Source organism: Corynebacterium suranareeae (assembly GCF_002355155.1).
Taxonomy (GTDB): Bacteria; Actinomycetota; Actinomycetes; order Mycobacteriales; family Mycobacteriaceae; genus Corynebacterium; species Corynebacterium suranareeae.
On the sequence record NZ_AP017369.1, the window covers coordinates 808594 to 834473 of the forward strand.

21 protein-coding genes are annotated in these 25880 nt (G+C 50.1%); 6 read left to right on the top strand and 15 right to left on the bottom strand.

Annotated features, from left to right (window positions below; all coding sequences use genetic code 11):
• Positions 1 to 8: 8 nt before the first annotated feature.
• Positions 9 to 1589, top strand: a complete 1581-nt coding sequence (locus N24_RS03890; protein ID WP_096459683.1) for a Y-family DNA polymerase — start codon at positions 9 to 11, stop codon at positions 1587 to 1589.
• A gap of 4 nt (positions 1590 to 1593) precedes the next feature.
• On the opposite strand, the gene N24_RS03895 is transcribed toward N24_RS03890, so the two are convergent.
• Complete coding sequence (locus N24_RS03895) at positions 1594 to 2214, bottom strand: AMIN-like domain-containing (lipo)protein (protein WP_096454508.1); 621 nt, start codon at positions 2212 to 2214, stop codon at positions 1594 to 1596.
• Between the two features lie 162 nt (positions 2215 to 2376).
• Between N24_RS03895 and N24_RS03900 the strand changes: the two genes are divergently transcribed.
• Complete coding sequence (locus tag N24_RS03900) at positions 2377 to 3240, top strand: sucrase ferredoxin (RefSeq protein WP_096454510.1); 864 nt, start codon at positions 2377 to 2379, stop codon at positions 3238 to 3240.
• 8 nt (positions 3241 to 3248) lie between these two features.
• On the opposite strand, the gene N24_RS03905 is transcribed toward N24_RS03900, so the two are convergent.
• From N24_RS03905 to N24_RS03935, 7 genes are all read right to left on the bottom strand, one after another.
• Entirely contained in the window at positions 3249 to 4112 is an 864-nt protein-coding gene (locus N24_RS03905) for a prenyltransferase (RefSeq protein ID WP_096454512.1), read from the bottom strand.
• A 2-nt stretch (positions 4113 to 4114) separates the two neighbouring features.
• A complete protein-coding gene (locus N24_RS03910) occupies positions 4115 to 4498 on the bottom strand; it encodes a lycopene cyclase domain-containing protein (protein WP_096454514.1) in 384 nt (127 codons plus the stop codon).
• Positions 4495 to 4944, bottom strand: a complete 450-nt coding sequence (locus tag N24_RS03915) for a lycopene cyclase domain-containing protein (RefSeq protein ID WP_096454517.1) — start codon at positions 4942 to 4944, stop codon at positions 4495 to 4497. The genes N24_RS03910 and N24_RS03915 overlap by 4 nt, the downstream gene beginning before the upstream one ends.
• A 3-nt stretch (positions 4945 to 4947) precedes the next feature.
• A complete protein-coding gene (locus tag N24_RS03920; RefSeq protein ID WP_096454519.1) occupies positions 4948 to 6594 on the bottom strand; it encodes a phytoene desaturase in 1647 nt (548 codons plus the stop codon).
• Positions 6591 to 7508, bottom strand: a complete 918-nt coding sequence (locus tag N24_RS03925) for a phytoene/squalene synthase family protein (RefSeq protein ID WP_096454521.1) — start codon at positions 7506 to 7508, stop codon at positions 6591 to 6593. The genes N24_RS03920 and N24_RS03925 overlap by 4 nt, the downstream gene beginning before the upstream one ends.
• Positions 7505 to 9643 (bottom strand): MMPL family transporter, encoded by a 2139-nt coding sequence (locus tag N24_RS03930; protein WP_096459686.1) that lies wholly within the window; start codon positions 9641 to 9643, stop codon positions 7505 to 7507. Before N24_RS03930 ends, N24_RS03925 begins: the two co-directional genes overlap by 4 nt.
• A gap of 89 nt (positions 9644 to 9732) precedes the next feature.
• Entirely contained in the window at positions 9733 to 10851 is a 1119-nt protein-coding gene (locus N24_RS03935; protein WP_167382020.1) for a polyprenyl synthetase family protein, read from the bottom strand.
• Between the two features lie 191 nt (positions 10852 to 11042).
• Here N24_RS03935 and N24_RS03940 point away from each other — a divergent pair, with 191 nt between their 5' ends.
• Positions 11043 to 11630 carry a MarR family winged helix-turn-helix transcriptional regulator gene (locus N24_RS03940; protein ID WP_096454525.1) on the top strand — a complete coding sequence of 196 codons (588 nt, stop codon included), beginning with the start codon at positions 11043 to 11045 and terminating at the stop codon, positions 11628 to 11630.
• A 17-nt stretch (positions 11631 to 11647) separates the two neighbouring features.
• On the opposite strand, the gene N24_RS03945 is transcribed toward N24_RS03940, so the two are convergent.
• Positions 11648 to 12298: a lipocalin family protein gene (locus N24_RS03945; protein ID WP_096454527.1), complete on the bottom strand. Its 651-nt coding sequence runs from the start codon at positions 12296 to 12298 to the stop codon at positions 11648 to 11650.
• 157 nt (positions 12299 to 12455) lie between these two features.
• Here N24_RS03945 and N24_RS03950 point away from each other — a divergent pair, with 157 nt between their 5' ends.
• Entirely contained in the window at positions 12456 to 13979 is a 1524-nt protein-coding gene (locus N24_RS03950) for an SDR family oxidoreductase (protein WP_096454529.1), read from the top strand.
• On the opposite strand, the gene N24_RS03955 is transcribed toward N24_RS03950, so the two are convergent.
• A complete protein-coding gene (locus N24_RS03955) occupies positions 13972 to 15381 on the bottom strand; it encodes a cryptochrome/photolyase family protein (RefSeq protein ID WP_096454531.1) in 1410 nt (469 codons plus the stop codon). The genes N24_RS03950 and N24_RS03955 overlap by 8 nt on opposite strands.
• A 65-nt stretch (positions 15382 to 15446) precedes the next feature.
• Here N24_RS03955 and N24_RS03960 point away from each other — a divergent pair, with 65 nt between their 5' ends.
• Positions 15447 to 16202: a glycosyltransferase family 2 protein gene (locus N24_RS03960; RefSeq protein ID WP_096454533.1), complete on the top strand. Its 756-nt coding sequence runs from the start codon at positions 15447 to 15449 to the stop codon at positions 16200 to 16202.
• A 46-nt stretch (positions 16203 to 16248) separates the two neighbouring features.
• On the opposite strand, the gene N24_RS03965 is transcribed toward N24_RS03960, so the two are convergent.
• The 5 genes from N24_RS03965 to N24_RS03985 form a co-directional block, all read right to left on the bottom strand.
• Positions 16249 to 18555 (bottom strand): ABC transporter permease, encoded by a 2307-nt coding sequence (locus N24_RS03965; RefSeq protein WP_231910858.1) that lies wholly within the window; start codon positions 18553 to 18555, stop codon positions 16249 to 16251.
• Between the two features lie 119 nt (positions 18556 to 18674).
• Entirely contained in the window at positions 18675 to 19394 is a 720-nt protein-coding gene (locus N24_RS03970) for an ABC transporter ATP-binding protein (RefSeq protein WP_096454537.1), read from the bottom strand.
• A gap of 291 nt (positions 19395 to 19685) precedes the next feature.
• A complete protein-coding gene (locus tag N24_RS03975) occupies positions 19686 to 20363 on the bottom strand; it encodes a methionine ABC transporter permease (RefSeq protein ID WP_053544230.1) in 678 nt (225 codons plus the stop codon).
• Complete coding sequence (locus N24_RS03980; protein ID WP_408607601.1) at positions 20360 to 21370, bottom strand: methionine ABC transporter ATP-binding protein; 1011 nt, start codon at positions 21368 to 21370, stop codon at positions 20360 to 20362. The genes N24_RS03975 and N24_RS03980 overlap by 4 nt, the downstream gene beginning before the upstream one ends.
• 243 nt (positions 21371 to 21613) lie before the next feature.
• Positions 21614 to 22513 carry a MetQ/NlpA family ABC transporter substrate-binding protein gene (locus N24_RS03985; protein ID WP_096454541.1) on the bottom strand — a complete coding sequence of 300 codons (900 nt, stop codon included), beginning with the start codon at positions 22511 to 22513 and terminating at the stop codon, positions 21614 to 21616.
• A gap of 145 nt (positions 22514 to 22658) precedes the next feature.
• Here N24_RS03985 and N24_RS03990 point away from each other — a divergent pair, with 145 nt between their 5' ends.
• The gene (locus N24_RS03990; RefSeq protein ID WP_096454543.1) at positions 22659 to 25826 is read left to right on the top strand and encodes an error-prone DNA polymerase; all 3168 of its coding nucleotides are present in this window, start codon (positions 22659 to 22661) and stop codon (positions 25824 to 25826) included.
• Positions 25827 to 25880: the final 54 nt, after the last annotated feature.

Consider the following 25880-nt stretch of genomic DNA (forward strand, 5'->3'; position numbering starts at 1 on the left):
CGCGGGTGATGGCATTGTGGTTTCCGGATTGGCCTGTGCAGGCGGTGCATTTGGACGATGATGTCCCTGCACACAACAAACCTGTGGCGGTTGCTGCGCATTATCGCATCCAGGTGTGTGGCGTGGCTGCGCGTAAGCGTGGGGTGCGTCGTGGGATGAAGATTCGGCAAGCGCAGGCTTTATGCCCTGAGCTGGATGTTGTTGATGCGGATGCTGATCGTGATGCGCGGATGTTCGAAGGCATCGTCGCATCGCTTGGTGAGGTCGCCTCCAGCGTCGAGGTGCTTCGCCCAGGCCTCGTGGTCATCGATGCGGGAGCCGCCGCGCGCTACCACGGTTCAGAGGATATTGCGGCACGCATGCTTATCGACGCCGCCCTTCGCCAAGGCATCGACGTTTTCGCCGGAGTTGCCGATGACATCACGACAGCCGTCATCGCGGCGAGAGCGAATGGTGGGACGGTGGTGAAGAGGGAGGCGTCGAAAAGCTTCTTACAACAGCAACCCCTGGGCGTGCTGGTGGCCGAGGAAGCGCTGGGTTGTGATGCGGAGGTGGTGCGTGCGCTGGCAGATCTGGGTATGCGCACGCTCGGTGAGCTGGCGGAACTACCGGTGGAAGCGGTGGCGACGCGTTTTGGCAACGCCGGTTTGCGGTGCCACAACATTGCTCGCGCCAGGCACGCGCGCAACGTCGCGCCGCCGATCACGCACGCGGATTGGGAGGTGTCGCATGTGCCGGAGGAGCCTATTTTGCGTATCGACGCCGCCTCCTTCGTTGCGCGAAAGCTTGCCGCGCGCCTTCACCAACTGCTGAGCAAAGGTGGTGTGGTGTGCCAATTACTCAAGGTCACAGCAGATTTCAGTACGGGCGATACGGTGAGCAGAATTTGGCGTACTGGTGAACCTTTAACGGAACAAGCAACCGCTGATCGCGTGCGTTGGCAATTGGACGGTTGGTTGACTGCGCGCGGTGCGCATGCCGATGATGTGAATGAACAGGATGGGATTGTTGCGCTGTGGCTGATTCCTTTGGAATGCGTGCCACCGGATATGGCCAGCGGTGGGTTGTGGGATACAGGGCACAGCCAGCAACATGTGGCCAAACAAGTCATTGAACGTGTGCAATCAAGCTTGGGTGTGGATGCAGTGTTGCAGCCTGTTCCAGCTGGTGGCCGGGGTGTTGAAGAGCGTATTCATTTTGTTCCCTATGGTGAAAAACGCGATGCTATCCGAAACCCCACAGGTTCGTGGCCAGGGAAAATACCAGGTCCGCTGCCTGCTCGGTTGGGTGGTGGAATCAATCACCCGGCCTCACAAGTAAGCATGATTGATACGGAAGGTCAGCGGATTTATGTCACCGCAGAGGCATTGTTGAGTTCGTCGCCGTATGCCTTGTCGTGGGGGCCAACCCGTTATTTGATCACCGCGTGGGCTGGACCGTGGCCGGTGGATGATAGGTGGTGGGAGAAAACAGGCACAAAATATGCCCGCCTCCAAGTGGTGGGGCGGGCTGTATCTGAAGAAAGGCAGTTGAGCGCGTGGTTGCTGATGTGGAAAGAAAATAAGTGGCGAATTGAGGCCACATATTAGAAAACTACTGCGCTAGAACATCCACAACGAGGCGGTGAGGATCCTGCAGCTCCGTGATGGAGTAGGGGTGCTTGCCGTTTAGGCCGATGACAAACTGGGAGCGGCCCTCAAAAGTACCGGCGCTGACAACCTGGGTGACAATGCTGCCGGAACCATCCACGGTGCCGATCTCTGGATCCTCAAGGCCCAAATCGAAAGGATAAACAGTGCCGTCGATATTCACGTTCAGTGCAGTATCGCCCGTGAAGTTGATGGTGTTTCCGCTGCCCTGCTGGGTGGGGTTGGAAGTGTAATCAATAAACCAACCAGGGCTGCCTTCACCGGTGAGATCAAACACCACGCGGTCAAAACCATTGTGGGAACCAATCCGAACACCAGTGACCATGAGCTGTGCAGGGGCCTCAGGTCGAAGAGTTTTCATAGCAACATCGGCTTCACCCAAAGCAGTTGGGCCGGTGGAAGCTTCATTGGACAATTGTGCGCCATCCGCAGTTGCGGACATGGTTTGGGTAACAGAAGAAGCATCGTTGGTGGTGGAGTTGGATGTTCCACAACCCACAAGTGCTAAAGCACTGGCGCCCACGATGGCTAATGTCTTGAATAGAGAACTCGGCTGCACAATCATGCACACACCCTAACCCTGGTTCACCCCCGAAACCTAAGCAAGAAGGCCAATTTAGCGTAATCGTGAACGAATTGTTGTAATTCGTCTCAAAAACACCAGGATTCACAGAAAAACAACACGGTCGGGGATTGCCACGACGGCAACAATACTAGGGTAGAAGATATGACTGTTCGCTGTTCTGATGTCAAAGTTGAACCCCTACCCGGTACCGCAAAAACAGGATCCGGGTTTGTTCTCCTCGAGCATGCTGGGCCGTGGAGCCGCGATGTTTTAGACGGTGGAACCTTTGATCCAGATCTAACCGCCCAGTTAAAGAAGCATTTGAAAGCTTCGCGCATGGGTTTGCAATTAATAAGGAAGCCGGGGAGGGAGGGAAGAAACGTCGAAAAGCATAATCTTTTTCTCGTTTTTTCTGAGGCCGCAATCATCGAGCACCTCGAGCTTGACGCCCCGGCCGGTATTTTGGACCTTGATTTAAGTGGCCCGGGCAAAAATAATGCGCAACGCATGGATGATCCGATGTTGCTGATCTGCACGCACTCTAAGCGCGATGCGTGCTGCGCGATCAAGGGACGCCCCCTGGCTGCTGCTGTGGAACCGCAATTTGGGCCACTGCATGTGTGGGAGGCTTCGCACACCAAGGGCCACCGCTTCGCGCCATCAATGCTGCTCATGCCATGGAATTACTCCTATGGACAACTTGATGAGGAAGAAACTGTGCAGCTTTTCCAGGGGGCAATGGATAATAAACTCTTTTTGCCAGGAAACCGTGGTCGTGGAATCTACGATGAGCGCGGACAAGTCGCAGAAATTGCAGTAGCGGAGGCTTTTGGAGATGCGGTAGCCCCTGCTAGTTTGCAGACTGAGGTTGAAGAAAATTCTGTACTGGTCACCCATGTGGATGGGCGCTCGTGGGTGGTAGAACTCGAGCGCATTGAGGTTGAAGGCCTAGTGTCATCATGCGGTGATCAACCAAAAGTCGGAAAAGCTTGGGTAGTTAAGCAAGTTATGGAAAATAGCGGTTAAAAGCAGAATTAAATCTGATGAACGGCCATTAGCAGTATCGTTATAACGGCACCGACCAAGTAATTTAACCAGAGGAAAACTTTCCAGCTGCGATTGGCCTGTTCACAACTGGCATCTGTAATGTTCCAAAATCGTGCGGCATTAAATACGTAAGTTAAAACCGCAATCCCGATGATCCATGCCGGATTAGGCAAAGTAGTGACTAAAACAGCAGCTAGTAAATAAAGTACTACTGAAAGCCGAATGGCTCCGCGAGCCCCAATTACAGTGGCAATTGAGTTCAGATTAGCTTCCCGGTCTGCATTAACATCCTGCACTGCGCCAAGGATCTGACTGGCCATGCCCCACAAGAAAAAGGATCCCAGTGCTATCCACATCGCTGCTGAAGGAGAGGTTCCAGTGATCGTTGCACCGATTAATGCAGGTGACGTGAAGTGAGTAGAAGATGTTAGAGCATCGAGAAAGGGGCGTTCTTTAAAACGCAATTTCGGTGCTGAATAAGCAATCACTGCTAGCACTGAAATTGTCAGCCATAGAGACGACATCCAGGTGCCAAATATGAAAAGAATAACTAGGAAAGGAATTGTTGAAATAGCCGAGGCCCATAACAGTGTGCTGTGGGAACTTTTCGGTAGTACGGCCCCCTCGACGCCGCCTTTGCGGGGATTACGTATATCAGATTCGTAATCAAAAACATCGTTGATGCCATACATGGCGATGTTATACGGGATAAGAAAAAACACGATGCCTAGCCAAAACAGCCAGTCAATCTCTCCTGCATTTAAAAGGTACGCCAGGCCAAAAGGGTAGGCAGTATTGACCCAGCTAATGGGGCGAGATGACAAAAGAATTAGTCTTATTTTTTCCATCATGACTACGGCTTTTCTGGCTCAGATTGCGTGGTGGCGGATCTAGGACTGATGCTTCGGTTGGGTAAGGAACGGTGTGGAGGTTTTTTCCTGCGTTTAAACATATTTCCAGGCAACCATAGGGCAGGAATCAGAAGTGCTGCGAAGAGCGGATAGAAAAGATCCTCTAGGGGGATTAAGCCGAGCCAAATGCCAAGATGCTGGGTATCGCCATATCCAAAGAGATCAGCCCAAACCATGAGGTTATCAAATATGATAGTTAGGGAACATAGGGTAAGGGCACTGACAGCGGTGATTGGTAGAAGTTTAGGTGTTCCAGACTTCAGCTTTAAAGCAAATAGGACTATGGCTATTGCTAAAAAAGGAATGCTTATAAAAACATAAGTCATGGTTCAACCTCGGGAGTGGTAGTTGGTTGGAAAGTATCGCGCTGTGGAGTGAGGGGAGACTTTTTACCGGGTTTCTTAGGCAGTGACGCTTTAAGCCATAATGCTGCTGCCGAAGTAAGGTTGAGGGTGATGTAGCAAAGGAAGAATAGGAAAAAAAGTTCTTCAATGGGCATATGGGGTGCAAGGTTAATACCGGACATAAACGCTGAGTCTCCGCGATAAAAAGTGCCAGTAGCAATGCCAAATATATCCCATAAAAGAAATCCAATATATGCAGCACCTACCGAAACCATTGCTCGTAACGGATGGCGGAAGAATGCTAGCTTCCAACGGTGGTCGCACAAAGCCATGCACCCAATGAGAACTAGGAGAGTCCCTAGATAAATAAAGGCCATAAAAATATCGCTATCTTGCTCATTGTGGGAAATATCGATGATAGGGGTCAAAATTTAATGATCGTACGAGGTCTTTTGAGATGGTGTCGTTTTAGGTGGCAAGGGTTCGGGCAGTGGTCCTGCACTGGCATCGCCATGTAAACGCTTAATAATATTCTCGGCAGAAATTAAACACATGGGTATTCCTACGCCCGGGACGGTGGTGGCACCGGCATAGAAGAGGTTCTCGACCTTGCGGGAGCTATTGCGCCCTCTTAAGAAAGCGGACTGTCTGAGAGTATGTGCTGGACCCAGTGCACTGCCTACCCATGAATGGTAGCGGTGTTCAAAATCCGCAGGGCCAATGGTGCGTTTGACCACAATTCGGTCAGTGAGGTCAGGGATGCCGGCTTGTGTAGCAATTTGATTGATTGCATGTGACGCGATTGTTTCCACGGATGCTGAAGCTGACTGTGTATACGCATCGCCGTGGCCGATGCTGCTAGAGGCCTTGGTTGGAATTAAAACAAAAAGGTTTTCGTATCCAGCAGGTGCAACGCCGTCTTCGGACGTTGAAGGCTTGGAGACATAAATGGAATTTGATGCATTGTGGGGGCGGGTAAGTTGAGGCCCGTCGAAAACTACAGCAAAATCATCTGTCCAATCTTCACTGAAGAAAAGGTTGTGATGGTCGAGCTGGGGTAACTCTCCTTTTACGCCCAGGAGGATTAATACTGCTCCAATTCCAGGATTGCGATTGGACCAATATCGTTCGGGATAGGTTCGAAGTTCCCGGGGAAGCAGATTATTTTCTGTATGGTGTAGGTCGCCTGCTGAAACCACAAGATCCGCATCTAGATTTTGCACTTTCCTGTTGTGAAGGAAGCTCACACCTGTGGCGCTTGTGTTGCCCCTAGATGAAGCAGTGTTGATGGAAATGACCTCAGAATCGAGTTGAAACTCAACCCCGTTTTCCAGCGCTAACTGATGCAGAGCGTTAACCACTGCAGTAAAACCACCTATAGGGTATTTCACTCCCTGCACCAAATCGGTATGACTCATCAAGTGATACATCGATGGGGTAGTAGTGGGTCGGGAAGACAGGAAGACTGCTGGATAGGTTAGGATCTGGCGCAATACCGGGCTGCTGAATTGACTATTTACGTACTTTTGTAAAGAACGGGTCAGTAGAGAAAACAGCCGGCCAGCTCGGGTCAGTACATCCCGGTGAAGCAGCGGGCCTAACGTTGAGAAATTATTATAAAGGAATCTATCAATGGCAATGTCATAGGCGTCTGCCGCGCTATCAAGATAAATTCCTAGTTTTGCACCCGCGCCGGGTTCGATGGATTCGAATAGCGTAATTGCTTCTTCACGCCCAGTGGGGACATCGACAGCGTCATGTGTGCCGGAAAAAACTCGATAACCAGGCATTAATTCTACCAAGTCGAGATAATCAGAAGTACGTGCACCAAAAAGTGCGAAGAAATGGTCAAAGGCCTCGGGCATGAGGTACCAAGAAGGTCCGGTATCCCATCGAAAGCCAGGAAAGCCTGATATTTCCAGCGATCCAGCTCGGCCACCGACATCAGTGTTTTTTTCCAAAACAGTCACTTGCCAGCCATCACGTGCTAAAAGTGCAGAAGTGGCTAAACCAGCAACACCTGCGCCTATGACTACGGCGGTACCTGAGGAACGTGGAGTTGTAGTTGATGTCTTCATCGCAAATTCTTTCTGTAGATGCTCATAGATAGACCTTTCATCGTGGCGCTAGCGAGTATAGAAAGTTTGATATGAAGTGGAACCCTGATTCGCTCCCGCAATAAATCGGAGGTAGGAGTAGCCTCAATTCGGTCAGTGAGTTTTTGAAAGAGCAAATAGGCAGAGATCACTCCGATGCGAGCCTGCACTGGTATTTCTGGAAATGCATCGTGGGCAATTGCTAGGTCTTGACGAATATCAGCGATGAGATTTTCTTTTTGTTCTTTAGTAAGAGTTCCTTGGCTGGTTTCGGGGAAATAAAAACGGCCCAAATTTTGCTGATCTTCTGCCAAGTCACGGAGAAAGTTAATTTTCTGGAATGCCGCTCCCAATGAGCGGGCTCCGTTTTGCATAATCTCTAGCCGTTTTTTGCTAATCGTTCGACCTTGGTTGAAAACGCTGAGACAAAGTAGGCCTATAACTTCCGCGGAGCCATAGACATACGTTGTGAAGCTATCTGGGTCGTGTGTATTAGCTTTGAGGTCCTTACGCATTGATGCAAAGAAGGCTATTACATGCTCTTGTTCGAAATCACAGCGTCGGGCAGTTTCACCATAAGCTTGTAGAACAAGATCTGTGTTGAAGCGTTGTTGTGGTGCTGCAAGAACCGCAATTTCATAGGCATCGAGAATCTCTTCGATTTTGGCAGTTGAGCAACCAGCGGCATGTGCAGTGCCGTCGACAATTTCATCGGCGATACGAACTACTGCATAGAGATTTCGTATGTCATTTCGTATACGTGGGGATAGCAACCACGTAGACAGACTGAAGCTCGTTGAATATTCTTCGATCACTTTATGTGAAGCCTTGAATGAGGCCCGATTGTAAAGTCTCAGTGCGCTTTTAAGAAAGAGAGGCGAATTTTGGTGTGTCATAGCTGAGGCTGCTTCTGGTATTTCTGATTGGACAATTTTGAAGGCCACCAGATTTTCGGTCCGATGTCGTAGAACAAAGCAGGCACCAAGAAGGCGCGAACGATCAAGGTATCAATAAGAACTCCAAAAGCGACAATGAAAGCAATTTGTGCCAGGAAGAGAATTGGGATGACATAGAGTGCTGCGAACGTTGCAGCGAGAACTACTCCAGCTGAGGTAATTACTCCGCCGGTTACTGTCAGACCTCGAAGAATTCCAAGTCTTGTGCCGTGGGTTTTGGTTTCTTCACGGATACGGGTGACTAAGAAAATGTTGTAATCGATGCCCAAGGCTACCAAAAATACAAACCCGTAGAGAGGTACTGCGGGGTCTGCTCCGGGGAAACTGAAAACGTGATTGAAAAGTAAAGCAGCCACGCCTAAAGCAGTAGCAAAAGACACCACGGTGGTGACGACTAGCAGGAGTGGTGCGACAATAGACCGCAGCAACAGCATGAGAATAGCCAAAATGACCAGCAATACAATTGGGATGATCAGGTTGCGGTCGTGAATGGAGGCATCGATAGTGTCTACGGAAGTTGCAGTGACACCGCCTACTACCGCTGATATATTTTCATCTGCAAAAGTTTGGCGGATACTGCGAATAGTTTTTTGAGCTTCTTCGGAATCTGGTGCTTCGACAAGTGTTGCTTGTAAAAGGACTTGCCCTTCTACAACTACCGGGGCTGGAGCTGTACCAGCACCTAACGGCACAATACCGTCAGCAGTGATGGGGGCTGAGCCAGAGGGGGAGTCAGCACTAGTGACAGTTACTGTCTCGAAATTGTCATTGTTAAGGACTACGTCAGCAACCTGTGCTGCCTGTGCTTCATCAACAATAATATAAGCAGGACTGCCGGATCCACCGGGGAAGTGTTCACCTAAAGCCTGCTGGCCATCACGTGCTTCCGAGGAACCCAGAACTAAGTCGGATTGGGACACACCATCCGCTTTTAGCGTGGGAACGAAAGCCGCACCCAAGAGAAGCACAATAAGTGTAGATACCCAGATTGTACGAGGATGCTGCTCCACCAAATGAGCCACTTTTGACCAGATCCCGCTGGCGGGGATGTCGTTTTTGGCACGGGCTTTTTCAGGTTCGTATTTTGGTCGCTTGGGCCAAAAGGCCACCCGGCCGAATACAAATAGCAGGGCTGGTAGGAGAGTAAGAGCAGAAAGCATTGCAAAAATAATGCCCACCGAAGCTACTGGACCTAGCGTGGAGTTAGATTTCAAATCACTAAATAGCAAACAAAGGAGGCCTGCAATAACAGTGCTGCCCGAGGCAAGAATGGGTTCCACCGATGCCCGGATGGCTTTCCCTGTGGCTATCCCTTTATCTTGCTGAACGCGTAACTCTTCACGGAAACGAGCAACGTATAGCAATGAGTAATCGGTGGCGGCACCAATGACCAGAATGAAGAGGATGCCTTGAGTCTGACCCGAAAGCAGCAGGATCTCCCATTTTGCCAGCCACCACACCACCAATAGAGCTACAGTCAGCGCAAACAAGCTGGTAGCAAGCACTGCAATTGGCAGAATGAAAGAGCGATAGACGATGACGAGGATGATAAGTACGGCCGCTAAGGCGACTGCTAGGAGTAACCCGTCGATACCGGCAAAAGCGGCACTGAGATCGGCGGTAAAACCAGCCGGCCCGGTTATATAGGTAGACACGTAGTCCGGCGTTTGCTGGGTTAGGGTTTCAGAAAGCTTTTCGACGCTTTCCGCCAGCTCGGCAGACGGACTGAGAGGGACAAAAACTTGTACAGCTCTGCCATCCTCAGATGGAATAGCAGGGGAGACTTCATCGGAAACTATATCTAATTCTGGGAGCCCAGCTACAACTTCATTGAGTTGTGCGATATCTTGTTGCGTTAAGGGGTCATCGCTGACCATGACGACAATGGCTGGGATGGATTCAGAATCAGTAAAATCTCCCAACTGTTCCTGTACCTGAGTGGCATCGGCAGATTCTGGCAGATATGTGGTCTGGCTGTTGGAGGAGACCTCACTAACCTTGCCGAAATAAGGCCCGCCGATTCCAGCTCCTACCAGCCAAACTAAAATTAGCAAGGCGGGTAGAAAGATTCTCATCAAGCGAGTAGAACCAGATTTCTTCTTGCGCTCTGTTGTGATGCTAGTAGACATCAAATTCACTTCCGTTAAAGGCGTAAAAGCTAGATCTAAGATTTGCGGCTGGCTAGTTGCTCAACTTGTTTGAGTAATAACTTTTGAGCCTTGGGATATACCTGGGTGCTTAGTGTTTTGATCATCGAACGGCACATATTTAAGTGCTCGGAGATGGCATTCAAGGAGTGATTCTTTGCTCCGCACTGTATGAGAAGATGTTGAATTCGCTCTGCCTGAGAGGTGCTCAGATCTGCGGAACCGAAGTTGTCTTGAATATCATTCCATTTAGCAGTATTTCGAGCATAGGCGATGATTGTCGTTTCTTTTCCTTCTCGAAGGTCAGAAAAGGCATCTTTGCCGTGTTCGGCTGCGTCACCGAAAGTAGATAAGTAATCGTCCTGTAATTGGTAAGCGATGCCCAAGTTTGTGCCTATCTCACCTATCTTTGTTTCAATCTCGTGAGGTAGTTCCGCGAGAATTGCCGCTGCTCTCATTGGAAGTTCAAAAGTGTATGTGGCTGTTTTTAGCCGACTCATTTCTAGAGCAATGTCCATATTCGGGCTGATTGCTTTGCTGCTTAATCCCACATCAAGAAACTCACCCACAATGGTGTCATTCATCGTGTGGTTGAGTAAATCTAACAGCCGAACCCGTTGGGGATGTGGAAGGTCAAGGCGCGCGAAGATTTGATGGGTGGCAGCAAGAAAAAGATTTCCCATAAGTAGCCCATTAGATTGTGCCCAATCTAGGTGCTCTGGATCGCGCTGGGTTTGTGCAAAACTTTCAGGTGTGCGATGAATGAGAATCTGCCCAATAAAATTAAGTTTGCCTCGACGATAGAGGTCTCCGTCAATAACATCGTCATGGACCAAAAGGGAAAAATGTAGTAGTTCTAAAGCTACTGCCACCTGTAAAGCGGTGTTGAGTTTGACCTCAATATCATCGTCCACAAGCGCGTCGTATAGCCCTAATAGCATCCGAGGACGGATCAACTTGCCACCACGCAAAGCTTGGAAAGCAGCATCCAGGCATGTACGGAATTCTGGTGGATATGTGCTGCACTGTTGGGATAGCGAAGCGCAGATGCGATTTAGTTCCCGATAAATCTCATCATTGAAATCAAGATCAGGATGAGTTGAATGCTCTGTGGTGATTGTCATGCCATTGTCCATTCGAATATCGCACGGCCAGTTATGTCGCAAAAATTCCCAATCGTTGTAAATGGCGCATTATTTTAATGAAGTACGGAAAGTGTGAAATCAGGTTCATAAAAATAATGTGCCTACAAGAAATTTATACTATCCGATGAGTTAATATTTTTAAAAATAAACTTTATCTGACTTTGTAAAAAGAGGTGATTAAAATGCTGAATATGCAGGAACCAGATAAAATCCATCCGGCAGAATCTCCACTTCCTAATATTTATGACGTGAAAACTAGTGATCCCAAAAGTGAATTAGTTGATCGTTCTGGCATGTCGGAAGAAGACATTGCGCAAATCGGGCGGCTAATGAAGTCGCTGGCAAATCTTCGCGATGTGGAACGTAGTATTGGTGAAGCCTCGGCACGTTATATGGAGCTAAGTGCCCCTGATATGCGAGCTTTGCACTATTTGATTGTGGCAGGCAATGCGGGCGAAGTGGTGACTCCAGGAATGCTTGGAGCTCACCTTAAGCTTTCCCCGGCATCTGTAACAAAGACGCTCAATAGGCTAGAAAAAGGTGGACATATTGTTCGTAAGGTGCACCCCGTCGACCGCAGGGCTTTCGCCCTCACGGTCACTGATGCCACTCGTGGAGAGGCGATGCGGACGCTTGGTAAGCATCAGGCGCGTCGTTTTGATGCCGCTAAACGATTAACTCCACAAGAGCGTGAAGTGGTTATCCGATTCCTTCAGGATATGACGCAGGAGTTATCCCTTAGTAATGCACCATGGCTTAACACGGAGTAGATGACCATCTACGTGAATTAAAGTGTGCAGAGCGGAGTGGCGGTGTTTAAGCCACCTGTCGCTGGGACTGTAATGAATGCGCATGGCCACCACCCACGGTCCTCTGTAATGGTCCGAACGTGAGACCATTGGTCACTACTGAGTTGTGGCGTGCGGGATAGTATAAATCCTGAGGAACGGCTGGGGCTGCCGACGATTGCTAGTGAATAATCATCTTCGATATAGGTCACGCGGTAGTTTGCTTGATTGTCTTCACTCTGAAATGGAACACCTGGGAAGTTAACCTTTAGTGAAGCATTGGAAACTACTTTAGCGCTGCCTTCAATAACTGAAGGCCCAAAGAAAGTGCCACACTTATTTGTTACAGAGATTGTGTCCGAATCGATCACGCCGTAATCAGCGGTAACGTCATGTGAGCACTGTAAAGAGAATGGTTGGGGAATTGCTGCGACTTGATACCACGTGCCTTTGTAGCGTTCTAGGTCAATGCTATTTTCAACTTCGGGCAGCGCTAGGTTTTCAGGAACCGAACTTAGGTTAGATACCTGCGAGGAGCCACCTGTAAGTCGTCCGCCGTCAAAAATGTCTTGGGCTTGTGCTGTCGCTGTTGCTGAAAGTGAAACCACTGAGAGTAGAACCGCAGCGGCAAACTTGCTTAAAATTCGCATAAAGCTATTCCTTTATTTCTGTCGATATTAACCAAATGGTTAATATTGTTAAAAGCATAGTAGATAGTTGTGGCTGGGTGAACAGTTTCATTGAAATCATAAATGATTTCTCAGATCTGCGGGAGTGAAATCACGCGATTTATATATACTTGCGCTCATGGATAATCAACTTCCTCCCACTTTGCATTATCAAGCTCAAAACCCGCATCGGCGCGTACTGGTCACCGGTGCGACAGGCTACATTGGCGGCAGGTTGATTACTGAATTACTCGCTGCCGGTTTCCAAGTTCGGGCCACCTCCAGGAAAAAAACAAGTCTTCAGCGCTTTGACTGGTACGAGGACGTCGAGGCAGTGGAAGCGGATCTGACTGACGTGGCTGAGTTAGATACGTTATTTAAGGATGTAGACGTTGTTTACTACCTAGTGCATTCCATGGGCGGCAAGGATGTTGATTTTGAGGAGCAGGAGCAGCTCACTGCTGAAAATGTGATCCAAGCTTCTGATCAAGCCGGGATAAAACAGATCGTCTACCTTTCTGGCTTACACCCGCGTGATCGAGAAATAGAAGAGTTATCTAAGCACATGCGCTCACGGGAAAAGGTCGCCCAGATTTTGCTGGCTGGCCAGACGCCAGCTTTAATTTTAAGGGCGGCCACAATTATCGGTTCCGGCTCTGCATCGTTTGAAATAATCCGTCATCTCACGGAGCGTTTGCCTAGAATGATAGCGCCGCAGTGGATTACTAATCAGATTGAGCCTTTAGCAATACGGGATGTTTTGCATTACTTAATCTCGGCGGCTGATTTAATGGTTCCAGTTAACCGCTCCTGCGATATTGGGTGTGGAAAGTCATATGAATTTGCGGATCTATTGCGTATCTATGCAGATGTTCGGGGATTGAAGCGTCATGTAAATTCCGTTCCCCTCAACTTGCCCATGGACAGGCTATCCGGGCTCTGGATTAGTCTAGTTACACCTGTTCCATTTCAATTGTCCTTCCCTTTAGCTCAATCAATGGCTGAGGATGCCGTCACTGAAGAGCACAGCATTAGAGATATCATTTCAGATCCACCAGATGGTTTTATCGAATATCGGGAAGCGGTGGAGCTGGCATTAGCTGCAGAAGTTGATCGTGGAGTTCCTACGTCATGGGATCGAAGCTGGACCGTACAACAACCGTGGGCTAGCCAGCCTACTGATCCAGAGTGGGCGGGCAAAGCTGTTTATGAAGACGTCCGCACAGAAGATACTGATCTCCGAGCAGCGCAGGTCTGGCCGATCATTGAAGGTTTGGGTGGCGTAAACGGCTGGTATTCTGCACCACTGCTATGGCGATTGCGGGGTATCGCTGACAAACTCATCGGCGGTCCAGGTTTGGGCGGACGGCGGGATCCCCGTCATTTGAAACTTGGGGATCGCATCGATTGGTGGCGGGTTACTGAGATCGATCCACCACATAGATTAGTGCTCACCGCAGAGATGAAAGTAGATGGTGGCGCTTGGCTAATCCTGGAAGTCGAGGACAAGGAAAATGGCGGATCTACTTATACCCAGCGCGCAATATTTGAGCCCAAGGGTTTGCCCGGTTATCTCTATTGGTGGGTTGTTTCACCATTCCACGCGATTATTTTTCCTTATATGCGTTCCAATATTTTAAAAGCTGCTCGTAAACTCACTTAATCGCAGAGTAGGCGTCTAAAGCGATTTGACGGGATTCTTTCAGATCGACGATGGGATCCGGATAGGATGGTGTTCCATATTCGGGTACCCAGCGACGAATATAAGTATCATCTGGATCAAATTTTTTCGCTTGGGTGACTGGATTAAAAATACGGAAATAAGGCGAAGCGTCATCTCCGCTTCCTGCAGCCCATTGCCAGTTGAAAGCATTAGAAGCGGGATCAGCATCTACGAGAGTTTCCCAAAACCATTCTTCACCATGACGCCAATGGATCTGGAGATTTTTGGTTAAGAAACTAGCTACTACCATTCTGGCGCGATTGTGCATCGACCCAGTGGCCCACAATTCTCGCATGCCAGCGTCGACGAGCGGGATTCCGGTTTTCCCTGCACGCCATGCTGCTAAATCCTCATGGAATTGGTCAGCTTTGGTGGGGGTAAGAGGGGTGGATGGAGAGTTAAGTTTATCTTTTTCACTCGGGTCCCAAGACCATCCGAAACAATTAAATTGCGTACGAACGTTTTGCGTGTCCATGTGTGGCAGGGCATAAAGTCGATGCCACGCAAAATCTCTCCAAAGAAGTTCTTTGAGAAACAAATTAGTTCCTTGACTGTCTGCTGCTGCAGTTTCTGCCCACACGCGGTGGATGCTGATCTCACCAAACCTTAAATGAGCAGATAATTTACTCGTAGCGGATCGGGCTAAGCTGTCGCGAGCTTGCGGGTAGTCCTGTAGATTTTCCAAAAAATCAAAAAGTTTTTTCGAAGCATTTTTTTCACCCGGAGCACAGTTCTTGGCTAACTTCTTGGCCCAAAAAGGCTGTTTTATTTCTAGGATGCTTGGCATCTCTACATTCGCGGGTCCTGTTAAGTTTGAGGGGACAGGCTCACTAGTTGTAGCTATTTTAGAGACGTTTATTTCAGCTACATCCCATGCTGCCTTGGAAAAAGGTGTATAGACTTTGTAGGGAGTTCCGGCAGCTGTACTAACTTCCCAAGGTTCAGTGAGTAAAAATCCTGGGTGGCTATGAACTTCGAGTCCCATATTGCGGAGATTTTTTTTGAGAGTGGCATCTACTTCGCATAGTGGTTGATGATAGCGTCGATTCCACGTGACAGCTTTAATTTTCATCTCGGATACTATCTCTGGCACTATTTCAAGTGGATTACCCGCGCATCGTAGCAAAGGCACTCCATAGGAAGAAAGATCTTGAGCTAAGGCTTTTAGGCTCTGCTCCCGCCACCACCGCGCTGCGGCTCCAATACTACGATAACTGGTTTCGTCAATGAAAAGTCCAATTACGGGACCGTGATCAGCGGCCCATTTTAAGGCGACATTATCACTTAATCGGAGGTCATCGCGGAACCATAGAAGGGTGGGAGAGTTTTGTCGATCATGCATAGCTAACTAGCTTAAAATAAATACCCTGGCGTTTGCACTTATCTAACCTGGAGAAAGTCAGATCAATGACAATCGAAATCCACCGCAGTATCAGTATCGTGATTCCTTGTCTAAACGATGCGGTACTTCTGGAACAATGTTTAAGCTCAATTAGTGCTCAAACTGTTCAGCCTGAAGAAGTGATTGTCGTCGATAACGGTAGCACTGATAACTCAGTCGAAGTAGCAAATCGTATGGGGGCTAGAGTAGTTCATGAACCACTCAAGGGCATCACTTGGGCCAGCGCCGCTGGATACAATTCTGCACGAGGTGACCTCATCGTTCGTTTTGACGCAGATTGTGTAATTCCACCTGATTATCTTAGCCACGTTATCTGCATTTGGAATCGCAGTGAAAAGACGCCCGGTCGCACTGTAGTCGCTTTAACAGGCGCCGGCAATTTCGATATTCCTGGTCGTAGAGGTGAGTGGCTAGCTGCACTCTATCTGGGTGCCTATCGATGGTCTACGAAACAAGCACTAGGACACTATCCGATTTTTGGTTCCAATTCCGTTATTAGTCGGCAATGGTGGGAGGATGTAAAAGAAAGAATAACGTTATCAAAAACTTTTGTTCATGAAGATATGTATTTTTCTTTCTTTGTTCGCCCGCATGAGACTGTCTGGTTTCAGAAAAGTTTAAAAGTTTCTATGCATCCTCGTGCCTTGATGGGGGTTCGACAGTCTTTTATTCGATTGGTGCGGGGATTTTATACTATTAAAACTGCTTGGGAAAGAGAACCAGTTCAGCAGCGATTGAAATCTAGAAGAAATTGGTCCTGATTTTTCGAAAGTGTCTCAGTGAGAATATGATTTTTTACTTTTCTGATTAGACCACCCGACGCCAGGTTTTAGCCATTACGATGAGCGCGCACAGCACGGATCCAACCACCACCGCGAGTATCGTTCCTCCGAGAATTTCCTCTTGAAGTGGGCTCGACGTAGAGGTGCTACTAGTGGCGGAACTGGCAACGAATCTGCCTAAGAACCCTCCCGAAACTGCACCAACAATAGCGGCGGGTAAGGAGAGTGCGATCATTTCAATTGCCATCACAAGGATTTGACCAGGTGAAGTCAGGCCGATGGTGCGTAGCAGGTAGCGGTCGCGGGCACGTTCGGCAATGGTTAGCGCCACGGTGTTGATTAGTCCTACGGCGGCGATCGCTAAGGCAACAATGGCGAGCAGTGTGGACATCGTGGTGATACGCGAAACTAGTTCGAAAGTGTTTTGGCGGGCGGAGAAGCCCTCGGTGATGGAGTATCGTCCGTCGAAAAGCGAAATGGTCTTGCGTACTGCCTGCGCTGTGGCGTTGTCGGGGGCTTGGTTGGCGGGGCCGTCGAGAAGTATGAGCAGGTTGCGCGTGGTGCTGGGGCCGAGCTCGGCGGCGAGTGCGGGGTCGATCATGGAGAAATAGTTGTCGCTGTGGAAGATTTGTGCCTGCGTTGGAGTGTTGGCGACGGTGATGTCTGAGACCTCGCCAGTGGGGTAAGCGTCCTTCTCAGGGGCGTTTCTGCCCAATACGAGGCCGCCGGTTGGTGCGCCGGTATCGCCTGCACGCATGACGGAAGCGCCGTCTTCCTCGGAAACCATGAGCACGGATAAGCTGCCGGAGTCATCCAATTCGATTGCTGTGGTGGCGGGTGCGAGAGCGGTGTGCACGCCATCTATTGAGGAAATTTCTTCCAACATCCCGTCTGGAATTTCCCCGTCAAGCGCGGTGACCATCATGTCGGTACCGCCCATGCCCTTAGCCACGGAAACTAGATGCGAACCGATATGCGCTTGGCCGTGCAATACCGCAGAACTTAATGCGGAACCGGCAAGGATCACGGCGATCAGCGCTGCCGAGCGAGATTTCTGCTTCGCCGCAAACGCTAATCCCAGCTGGATCGTGGGGATGGTGCCGCCTAAAATCCTGGAGAAAACCTGCAACAGCCAGGGCACAATCACGGCCGTGGCGATCAATAATGCGCAGACCAAAGCTCCTGAAGCGGAGATGGATAAAGCAACCGCGCGCATACCTCGGTAATCAGCGGTCGCGCCATACGCCCACACCCCGGCGGCGCCGATTATGCCTCCAAGCAGCAACCACAGCGCGCTGATCCACGGTGAAGTCCGCGAAATAGCCGGCGTGCTCAGCGATGCCACCGCCGATTTCCGACACACACTCAACACCGCAGGAAGCGCGGCAGCAACAGACATCAGCACTCCGACACCGGCGATCAGCCACATCGTGGTCGAGGGTAGATCGATCACCTCAATGGGCACGCGAATCCCAAAACGCGACGCATTATCCGCCAACATCCGTGCCGCCAACAATCCAGCAGGCGCACCGAAACCAGCAGCAACAACACCTAATAGGCCAGCCTCAAAAATCACCGACCCCAAAATCTGTGGCGTCGACGCACCCACTGAACGAATCAGTCCAAACTCCCTGACTCGCTCACCCGTGAGCACCGAATACGCAGAAAACACCACCAAAAACGCCACCGCAGCAGCTACCACCACAAACGCTGCAAGCAGCAAAAAATAGCGATCCCGCTGACCCAAATAAGAATCAGCAAGCTTATCGACGTGCCCCTCCGCCGAATCAACCACCACCGTAGCGTCGGTAAAGCTTGCTGTTTCCAGAGCAGTTGGGTTAGTTGTGGCTACGCGGAATTCACCGCGCACGCTAGCAGAATTCCATTGCGCAAGCGCATCAGGGGAGGCGACAATAACAGGCGCACCACCTAAAGTTTCCTGTGCGGCGGGTTCGACCACACCAACAACCACGACATCAGTATCTTCAGTGTTTTGTGAAAGTCGAACAGCCACATGCTCACCAACTTCTGGTGCATCAGGTGCAGTGGTAACCGCAATTTCACCAGGCCCTTGAGGCAATCGACCTTCAATGATCGGCCGCCACTGCAAGGGACCTTCTGAAATCGACTGCACCGAAGTGCTGGCATAAATTCCATCAGATTGCTTTACCGAAGCTGCAAAGTTCTGGTCAAAAGCAAGGGCTTCAACGCCTGGTGTCGCAGCTAGTTGTTGTTCAAAGTCAGCAAAGACGTCTTCATTTTTTGCCGATACTGTAACTACAAGATCAGCGTTTTCATATGGCTTAGCAAAAAGATCATTGACACTAGACACCAAAGAATTTGTCAACGCAGTGGCACTAACCGTCAACGCAACCGAAGCGAAAATTGCAAAAAACAACGAAAAATAGCGCCCACCCCGACGTCGAAGTTGAGCAAAAGCAAGCCTGAACATTAACGATTCACCCGCAAATCCTCATGTCCGATGATCTTGCCATCACGCATCGTCACCAACACATCACCACGATGCGCTGCATCTTTATCGTGAGTGACAAACACAAGCGACTGTCCGAAATCATCAACAATGCTGCGAAACAAATCCAACACCGCGTTACTGGTGACAGAATCCAAACTTCCCGTCGGCTCATCCGCAATGACAATATCCGGCCGTGAAATCAACGCTCTAGCGATCGCTGCCCGCTGTTGTTGACCACCCGATAACTCACCAGGTAAATGACGCAAACGATTATCAATCTTCAAAACGCTGGTGATGTGTTCAAACCACTGCTTATCCACCTTGTTATGCGCAAGCCGCAGCGGCAACAAAATATTGTCCTTCACCGACAAAATGGGCACCAAGTTGAAATCCTGAAACACCATGCTGATGTGCGTGCGACGCAGCTTTGCGCGTTTATTTTCAGAAAGCGAACTCAACGTGATGTTGTCTTTACTAAGCGTCACCGTTCCAGACGTTGGCTGCGCCAAACCAGACAAGCACTGCAACAAGGTTGTTTTACCAGAGCCCGATTGGCCCATGATAGACGTCCATTTACCAGATGAAACCTGCAAAGAAATGCCATCAAGAGCCCGAACTTCTGTTGAGCCTTTCCCGTAGATCATTGTTAGATCCTGAGCTAAGAGCACTGGTGGGGCATTATCTGTGGCAGCGGTCAAGAGCATTCCTTTTGGCTTATCTGTGTGGGAACTAACGAGTCCACACTATATGTGCGCAGCAGTGTGTGGGTTCAAGTTGAGGTCGACTTTGAGGACCGATGTACATAAGACCACAAGATTTCTTGATTTTGGCCACCTTTTGCCAATATCTTGTGGTCTTATGTACGCAGGGAAAAATAGTTGTTGCTTGTGCAGCCGGGTGTCGGTGGGGAAACACACAAAATGTCCCTTAACCTGAAAACCCGCAGTGTCTACATCCCAGTAGACACTGCGGGTTTTAGGCCTGCGAATTTAGCGGCGCATGATCTTCTTGGATAGCCAGTTACCCAGGAGCTGGGCGGCTTGGACGATGATGACGATAACCAGAACGGCAACGTACATAACTTCATTGTCGAAGGCGCGGTAACCGTAGACGATAGCGAAGTCACCAAGACCACCACCGCCGATGTAACCGACCATCGCAGACATATCAACGATTGCGATGAACAGGAAGGTGTAGCCAAGGACTAATGGGCCAAGCGCTTCTGGAATGATCACTGTGCGGATGATCCTCATGGGGGATGCACCCATTGAGCGGGCAGCTTCGATAACTCCTGGATCAATGGAGACTAAGTTTTGTTCCACGATGCGGGCTACAGAAAATGTTGCTGCAACGACCATGACAAAGATACCGGCATCGCGACCAATGGATGTGCCCATCACTGAGACCGTGAGAGGTTTGATCGCTGCGATCAAAATGATGAAGGGGATGGGGCGAACAAAGTTCACCAGCACATTCAAAATGGTGTAGATCGGCTTGTTTTTCAAAATGCCACCGGAGCGGGTGGTGTAGAGCAACAAACCGACAATCAGACCCAGTAAGCCTGACACCACCATGGTGATGGCAACCATTAAGAGGGTGTCAATGATTGCCGTTTGGAATGTTGGGCCGAGGCGATCCCAGTCAGCGGCGAGAATCATCTCGTTCATCGGGTGATCTCCTTGATGGTGGTGGTCAGGGACAGTGAGTGGAAGAACTCTTCAATTGCTAGCGGGTCACCGGTGAGGCGGACGGTCATCTTGCCGAATGATTGACGCTGCAAGGTGGTAACGCCACCGTGGACAATATTGACAAATGCCCCCTTCTCGGCAGCGCGTGCAGTAGCTGCGAAGAAGCCGGAGGTCTCCGTGAGGTCGATGGTAAAAAGTCGTCCCTCATGGCTGAGCAGGTCTTCTGATTCCACCTGGTCTGGGGTGTTGCGCAGTGCGGTTGCAACAAATCGCTGTGCAACTTGTGTCTGTGGGTTAGAGAACACCTCATAGACGCTGCCGAATTCCACAACTTTGCCGGATTCCATCACTGCGACTTTGTCTGCGATGGAACGAACGACTTCCATTTCGTGGGTGATCACAACGATGGTGATGCCAAGTTCACGGTTTACTTTGCGCAGCAATTCCAAAACTTCATGCGTGGTTTCGGGATCCAAAGCGGAGGTGGCTTCGTCGGCAAGCAAAAGCGTTGGATTGGTGGCCAGTGCACGGGCGATGCCGACTCGCTGCTTCTGGCCGCCCGAGAGCTGCTCGGGGTAATTTTTGCCTTTGTCGCCCAGGCCGACGAACTCGAGCATTTCCTGCACGCGCGCCTTGCGGGCTGCCTTATCCATCTTGGCAACTTCCAGCGGGTATTCCACGTTTCCAGCGGCGGTGCGCGATTGGAAAAGGTTGAACTGCTGGAAAATCATGCCGATATTACTGCGCAGTTTACGCAGCTTAGACTCCGACATGCCAACGATATCGGTGCCGTTGAGCAGCAGCGATCCGCTGGTAGGGGAGTCAAGCCCGTTGATGAGGCGGACAAGAGTGGATTTTCCGGCGCCAGAATAACCGATGATGCCAATGACTTCACCAGGTTCTACGGTGAGGGTGACATTATCTAATGCGGTGGTTTTAGCAGACTTGTTGTTGCTAAAGACTTTGGTTATGCCGCGGAACTCCACGCGAGTGCCCTGGGTGCTGGGATGGTGCGCGGGATTTCCTTCTGGCGTCGGTGTGGACGCGGTGTGTGACACGACGGTGTCCTCGATTCGTACAAAAGTCGGGGGACAAAAGCTGGAAGACAAATATTTTAACGCCCCGAGGAAATACGCGCGACGTGGTGTTCGTCAAAGGATTCCAAACGGGGCGTTAAGTTCACAGCAGATCTAAACTGTGATGGGTAAAAAGCGGGTGAGCGTCAAGATTTAAGAGTTTGCCTGGTCTGCCTCGAGGCGGTCAAGGATCTCCTGGAGCTCAGCTGCTGGACGATCAACTGCGACGGAGGTGCCCTCAGAATCGCGGTCTACTGCAGCTAGAACCTCTGGGTCGTGCCATAGCTCTACGAGGCGAGCGATGTTTGCGTCGTCCTTATCTTCAGCCTTGGTGACGAAGACGTTGATGTATGGCTCTGCTTCTTCAGACTCTGGGTCATCTTCGAATACTGCGAGGTTTGGATCAATACCTGCGCGGTCAAGGAAGGAGTTGTTGATGATGGCAGGGCGGCCTTCTTGGTATGCGGTTGGGGCCTGAGCAGCGTCAACTGGGATGACAGAAACCTTGGAGTTTGCCTCATCGATATCAACTGGAGCTGGGGTGACCATGCCTGGGGTCTTCAGGGTGACAAGACCTGCCTGGACAAGCACGTTGATGGCGCGGCCCTGGTTGGAAGGATCGTTAGGGATCGCAACGGATTCGCCTTCGATGCCGTCGATGGAGTCATGGTCCTTCCAGAACAGTGCCAAAGGCACGATTTCACTGGAGCCAACTGGGGTGAGTTCTGCACCGGAACCAACGTTGTACTCAGCCAGGAACTTCAGGTGCTGGAAGAGGTTAACGTCTAGCTGGTCCTGAGCAAGAGCTTCATTTGGGGTGGAGTAGTCGGAGAAAGGAACGATGTCCAGGGTGATGCCCTCATCTGCTGCCTTTTCTTCAAATACGGTCCAGGCTTCCTTCGCTGCGTCGGTGGTGCCGATGCGAATGGTGACGCCGTCGGTGCCATCGGCAACGGTGGTGCTGCTTCCGTCAGAGTCAGAGCCACAGGCAACAAGTGCTGTTGCCGCGAAGAGGCCGGCGATGGCAGTGGTAGTGATGCGATGAAGTTTCATCTTTAGATACGTCCTTGTTCGAGCTGGTGCGTGAATTTTCACTTAAGTATTTAGGAGGTTAGCACCCTAGACCGACTTCTGTACAGCTTGGTCTATTTGCGCCAATGAAAAACGGTTAAAATCTATTGGAAAACTTGTTCTAAAACTGTATTCTATCACTATGGAATGGAATGGTGGGGGCAGCTTCAATGGGAAGCCATTGTCGTGGTCGAAATTGGAAAGAATTCTCTCGGGTCAAAAGGTGGAACCGCTTCGTCCGGTGTTGCATGAGCCGGATCTGGGCGTTCAAGCAGGCGCGGAAGGTGCGGGCTCAGGTGTTTTGTTTGCCGAGCTTCATGTAGCCAGTAGTTATAGCTTTTTGCACGGCGCTTCGGATCCGCGTGATGTGGTTTCACGCGCAAAAAAGCTAGGTCATGTTGCGCTATCTCTCATGGATAGAGATGGTTTTTATGGTGCAGTCAGATTTGCTGAGGCTGCCGCAGAAATAGGCATGCATACTGTTTATGGTGCGGAGCTGAGCCTGCAAGAAGGTGTATTAACCGTGCTGTGTAAAAACCCCGAAGGTTATAAAAAACTCAGCCATTTAATTAGTGATGCGAAAATGGTAACAGGGGAAAAGGGGGAGGTGCGTTATCCTGCGCTGCCCATGGTTGCTGCACATGCTGCTGGGGATTGGGTGGTGCTTGCAGGTTTTGCATGGATGGATCAAATCGATTATTTGATCGAATGCTTTAAACGGGAAAATATCGTGCTGGAATTTGGCTCCACCATGATGCCGGAAGATGCAGATCGCAATGAATATCTCAGAAGAATACAAGCAAAATACCAACTTCGAGGAATCTTGAGTACCAACCCAGCATCAGCTGCTCGGGATGGTGCACGTCTTGCCGGAGCCAAGCATGCGTTAGCGCGGAAAATGTCTTTAGCGGACGCTGAAAGTGAATTGCATCCCATGGGAGCATCCTGGCTGCGCAGCGGTGAGACGTTATTAAAAGCACACCCGGAATACGCTGATTTGATAGAGACAACTGTTGATTTAGCTGCAGAATGTGCTTTTACTTTAGATCTTGTTGCACCCAATTTGCCTAAGTGGGATACCCCAGAAGGGCACACTGAGATGTCCTGGCTTGCCCATTTGGTAGCCACGCGAACAAACCAGAGATACACCGGGCGCTCGGACACGATCAAAGCAAAGGCCTCCCAACAAATTGACTATGAATTAGGAGTTATTGAGCAACTGGGTTTCCCAGGCTATTTCCTCATTGTTTTCGATCTGGTGGAATTTTGTCGCCGATCTAATATTTTGTGCCAGGGCAGAGGATCGGCCGCGAACTCAGCAGTGTGTTTCGTGTTGGGTATAACTAACGCCGAGCCCATTTCAGCTGGATTGCTGTTTGAAAGGTTCCTATCGCCAGATAGAGATGGCCCGCCAGATATTGACATTGATATTGAATCCGGGCGGAGAGAGGAAGTAATCCAATACGTCTATCAAAAATATGGCAGGGATAATGCTGCTCAAGTAGCCAATGTTATTACCTACCGGACTAAAGGGGCTATGCGTGATGCTGCTCGTGCATTGGGCTACCCGCAAGGTGCTGCCGATGCCTGGGTAAAAGGAACTTCTGAACCCCCTGATGACGTGCTGGAATTGGCCGCACAATTCAAAGGACAACCCCGACACTTGGGCATTCACTCAGGTGGCATGGTGATTTGTGATCGTCCCATCGCTGATGTCGTGCCAATGGAATGGGCGAGAATGGATAATCGCTCAGTGGTGCAATGGGATAAAGATGATTGCGCTACAGCGGGGCTCGTTAAATTTGATCTTCTAGGTTTGGGCATGTTGGAAGCCATTCACCACATGATGGATTTGGTGGAACAACACAGCCATAAAAAGGTGAATTTATGGGAATTGGACCTGGCGGAACCAGAAGTCTATGACATGCTTTGCAAAGCGGATGCCGTGGGCGTGTTTCAGGTGGAATCACGCGCGCAGCTTTCCACACTGCCGAGATTAAAACCGCGGACCTTTTTTGATCTGGTGGTAGAAGTAGCTTTGATTCGTCCGGGGCCTATTCAAGGTGGATCAGTGCACCCGTATTTGCGGCGACGCTCGGGTGAGGAAAAAGTAACGTATGACCATCCGGTGTTGGAGAAATCTTTAGGCAAAACTTTAGGCATTCCGTTGTTTCAGGAACAGCTCATGCAGATCGCTGTTGATGCCGCAGGTTTCAGCGGTGGGGAAGCGGATTCTTTACGCAGAGCCATGGGGTCCAAGCGCTCACCAGAACGCATGGCAGCATTGCGGTCAAGGTTTTTCCAAGGCTTAAAAGATACCAATGGGATTGTTGGTGACACTGCAGAAAAACTGTGGAACAAAATTGTTGCCTTTGCTGCCTATGGGTTCCCTGAATCGCATTCTCAGTCTTTTGCCTCCTTGGTGTATTTTTCCGCGTGGTTTAAATATCATTACCCAGCAGAATTTTGCGTGGGGTTGTTAAGAGCGCAACCGATGGGGTTCTACTCTCCGCAATCTCTCATCAGTGATGCCAGAAGACATGGGGTAAAAATCCTGCCGATTACCGTGAATGATTCCGGTGTGGAAGCTGACGCCCCACACGGCGCTATTCGGTTGGGGCTTAATCTTGTCAAAGGTCTAGGCAAAGATGCAGCTCAACGAATAGAAGATAACGCTCCCTTTGAATCGATTCCAGATTTATCCCGTAGGGCAGATCTGAATGTGACGCAGGTTGAGGCCTTGGCCCGAGCTGGGGCGTTGGATTGTTTGGGGGTCGGGCGTCGAGAAGCATTATGGCAGGCCGGGGTAGCGGCGACGGAGAAGCGTGGCATGCTACCTGGGCTATCGGCGATCGAATCACCGGCGTTGCCGGGGATGAGTGCGTTTGAGCTGATGGCGACCAATATTTCCGCCACGGGTGTGACCGCGGATTATCAGCCGATGGCGTTGATCCGGCAACGGATGGATGCGTTAGGAATTGTCACTGCGGAGCAGTTGCGTGAGGTAGAAGACGGCACCAGGCTGCGGGTCGCGGGGATTGTCACGCACCGTCAGCGTCCGCAAACTGCTTCAGGACTGACGTTTTTAGGGATGGAAGATGAGACCGGATTGATGAATGTGATGGTGTCGGTGGGTTTGTGGGAGCGGCAGCGAGTCCTCGCCAGAAATGCTAAAGCGTTGATTATTAGAGGGATTGTGCAAAACGCCCAAGGGGTAGTCACGATTGTTGCTGACCGCCTAGAACCTTTGGATATGGGGGAGTTTCTCAGCCGAGGTTCCCGTGATTTTCGATAGTTTGGCAAAGTGGAGCCCATGACATATAAGCACGGCCTAACCCCAGAACCACAT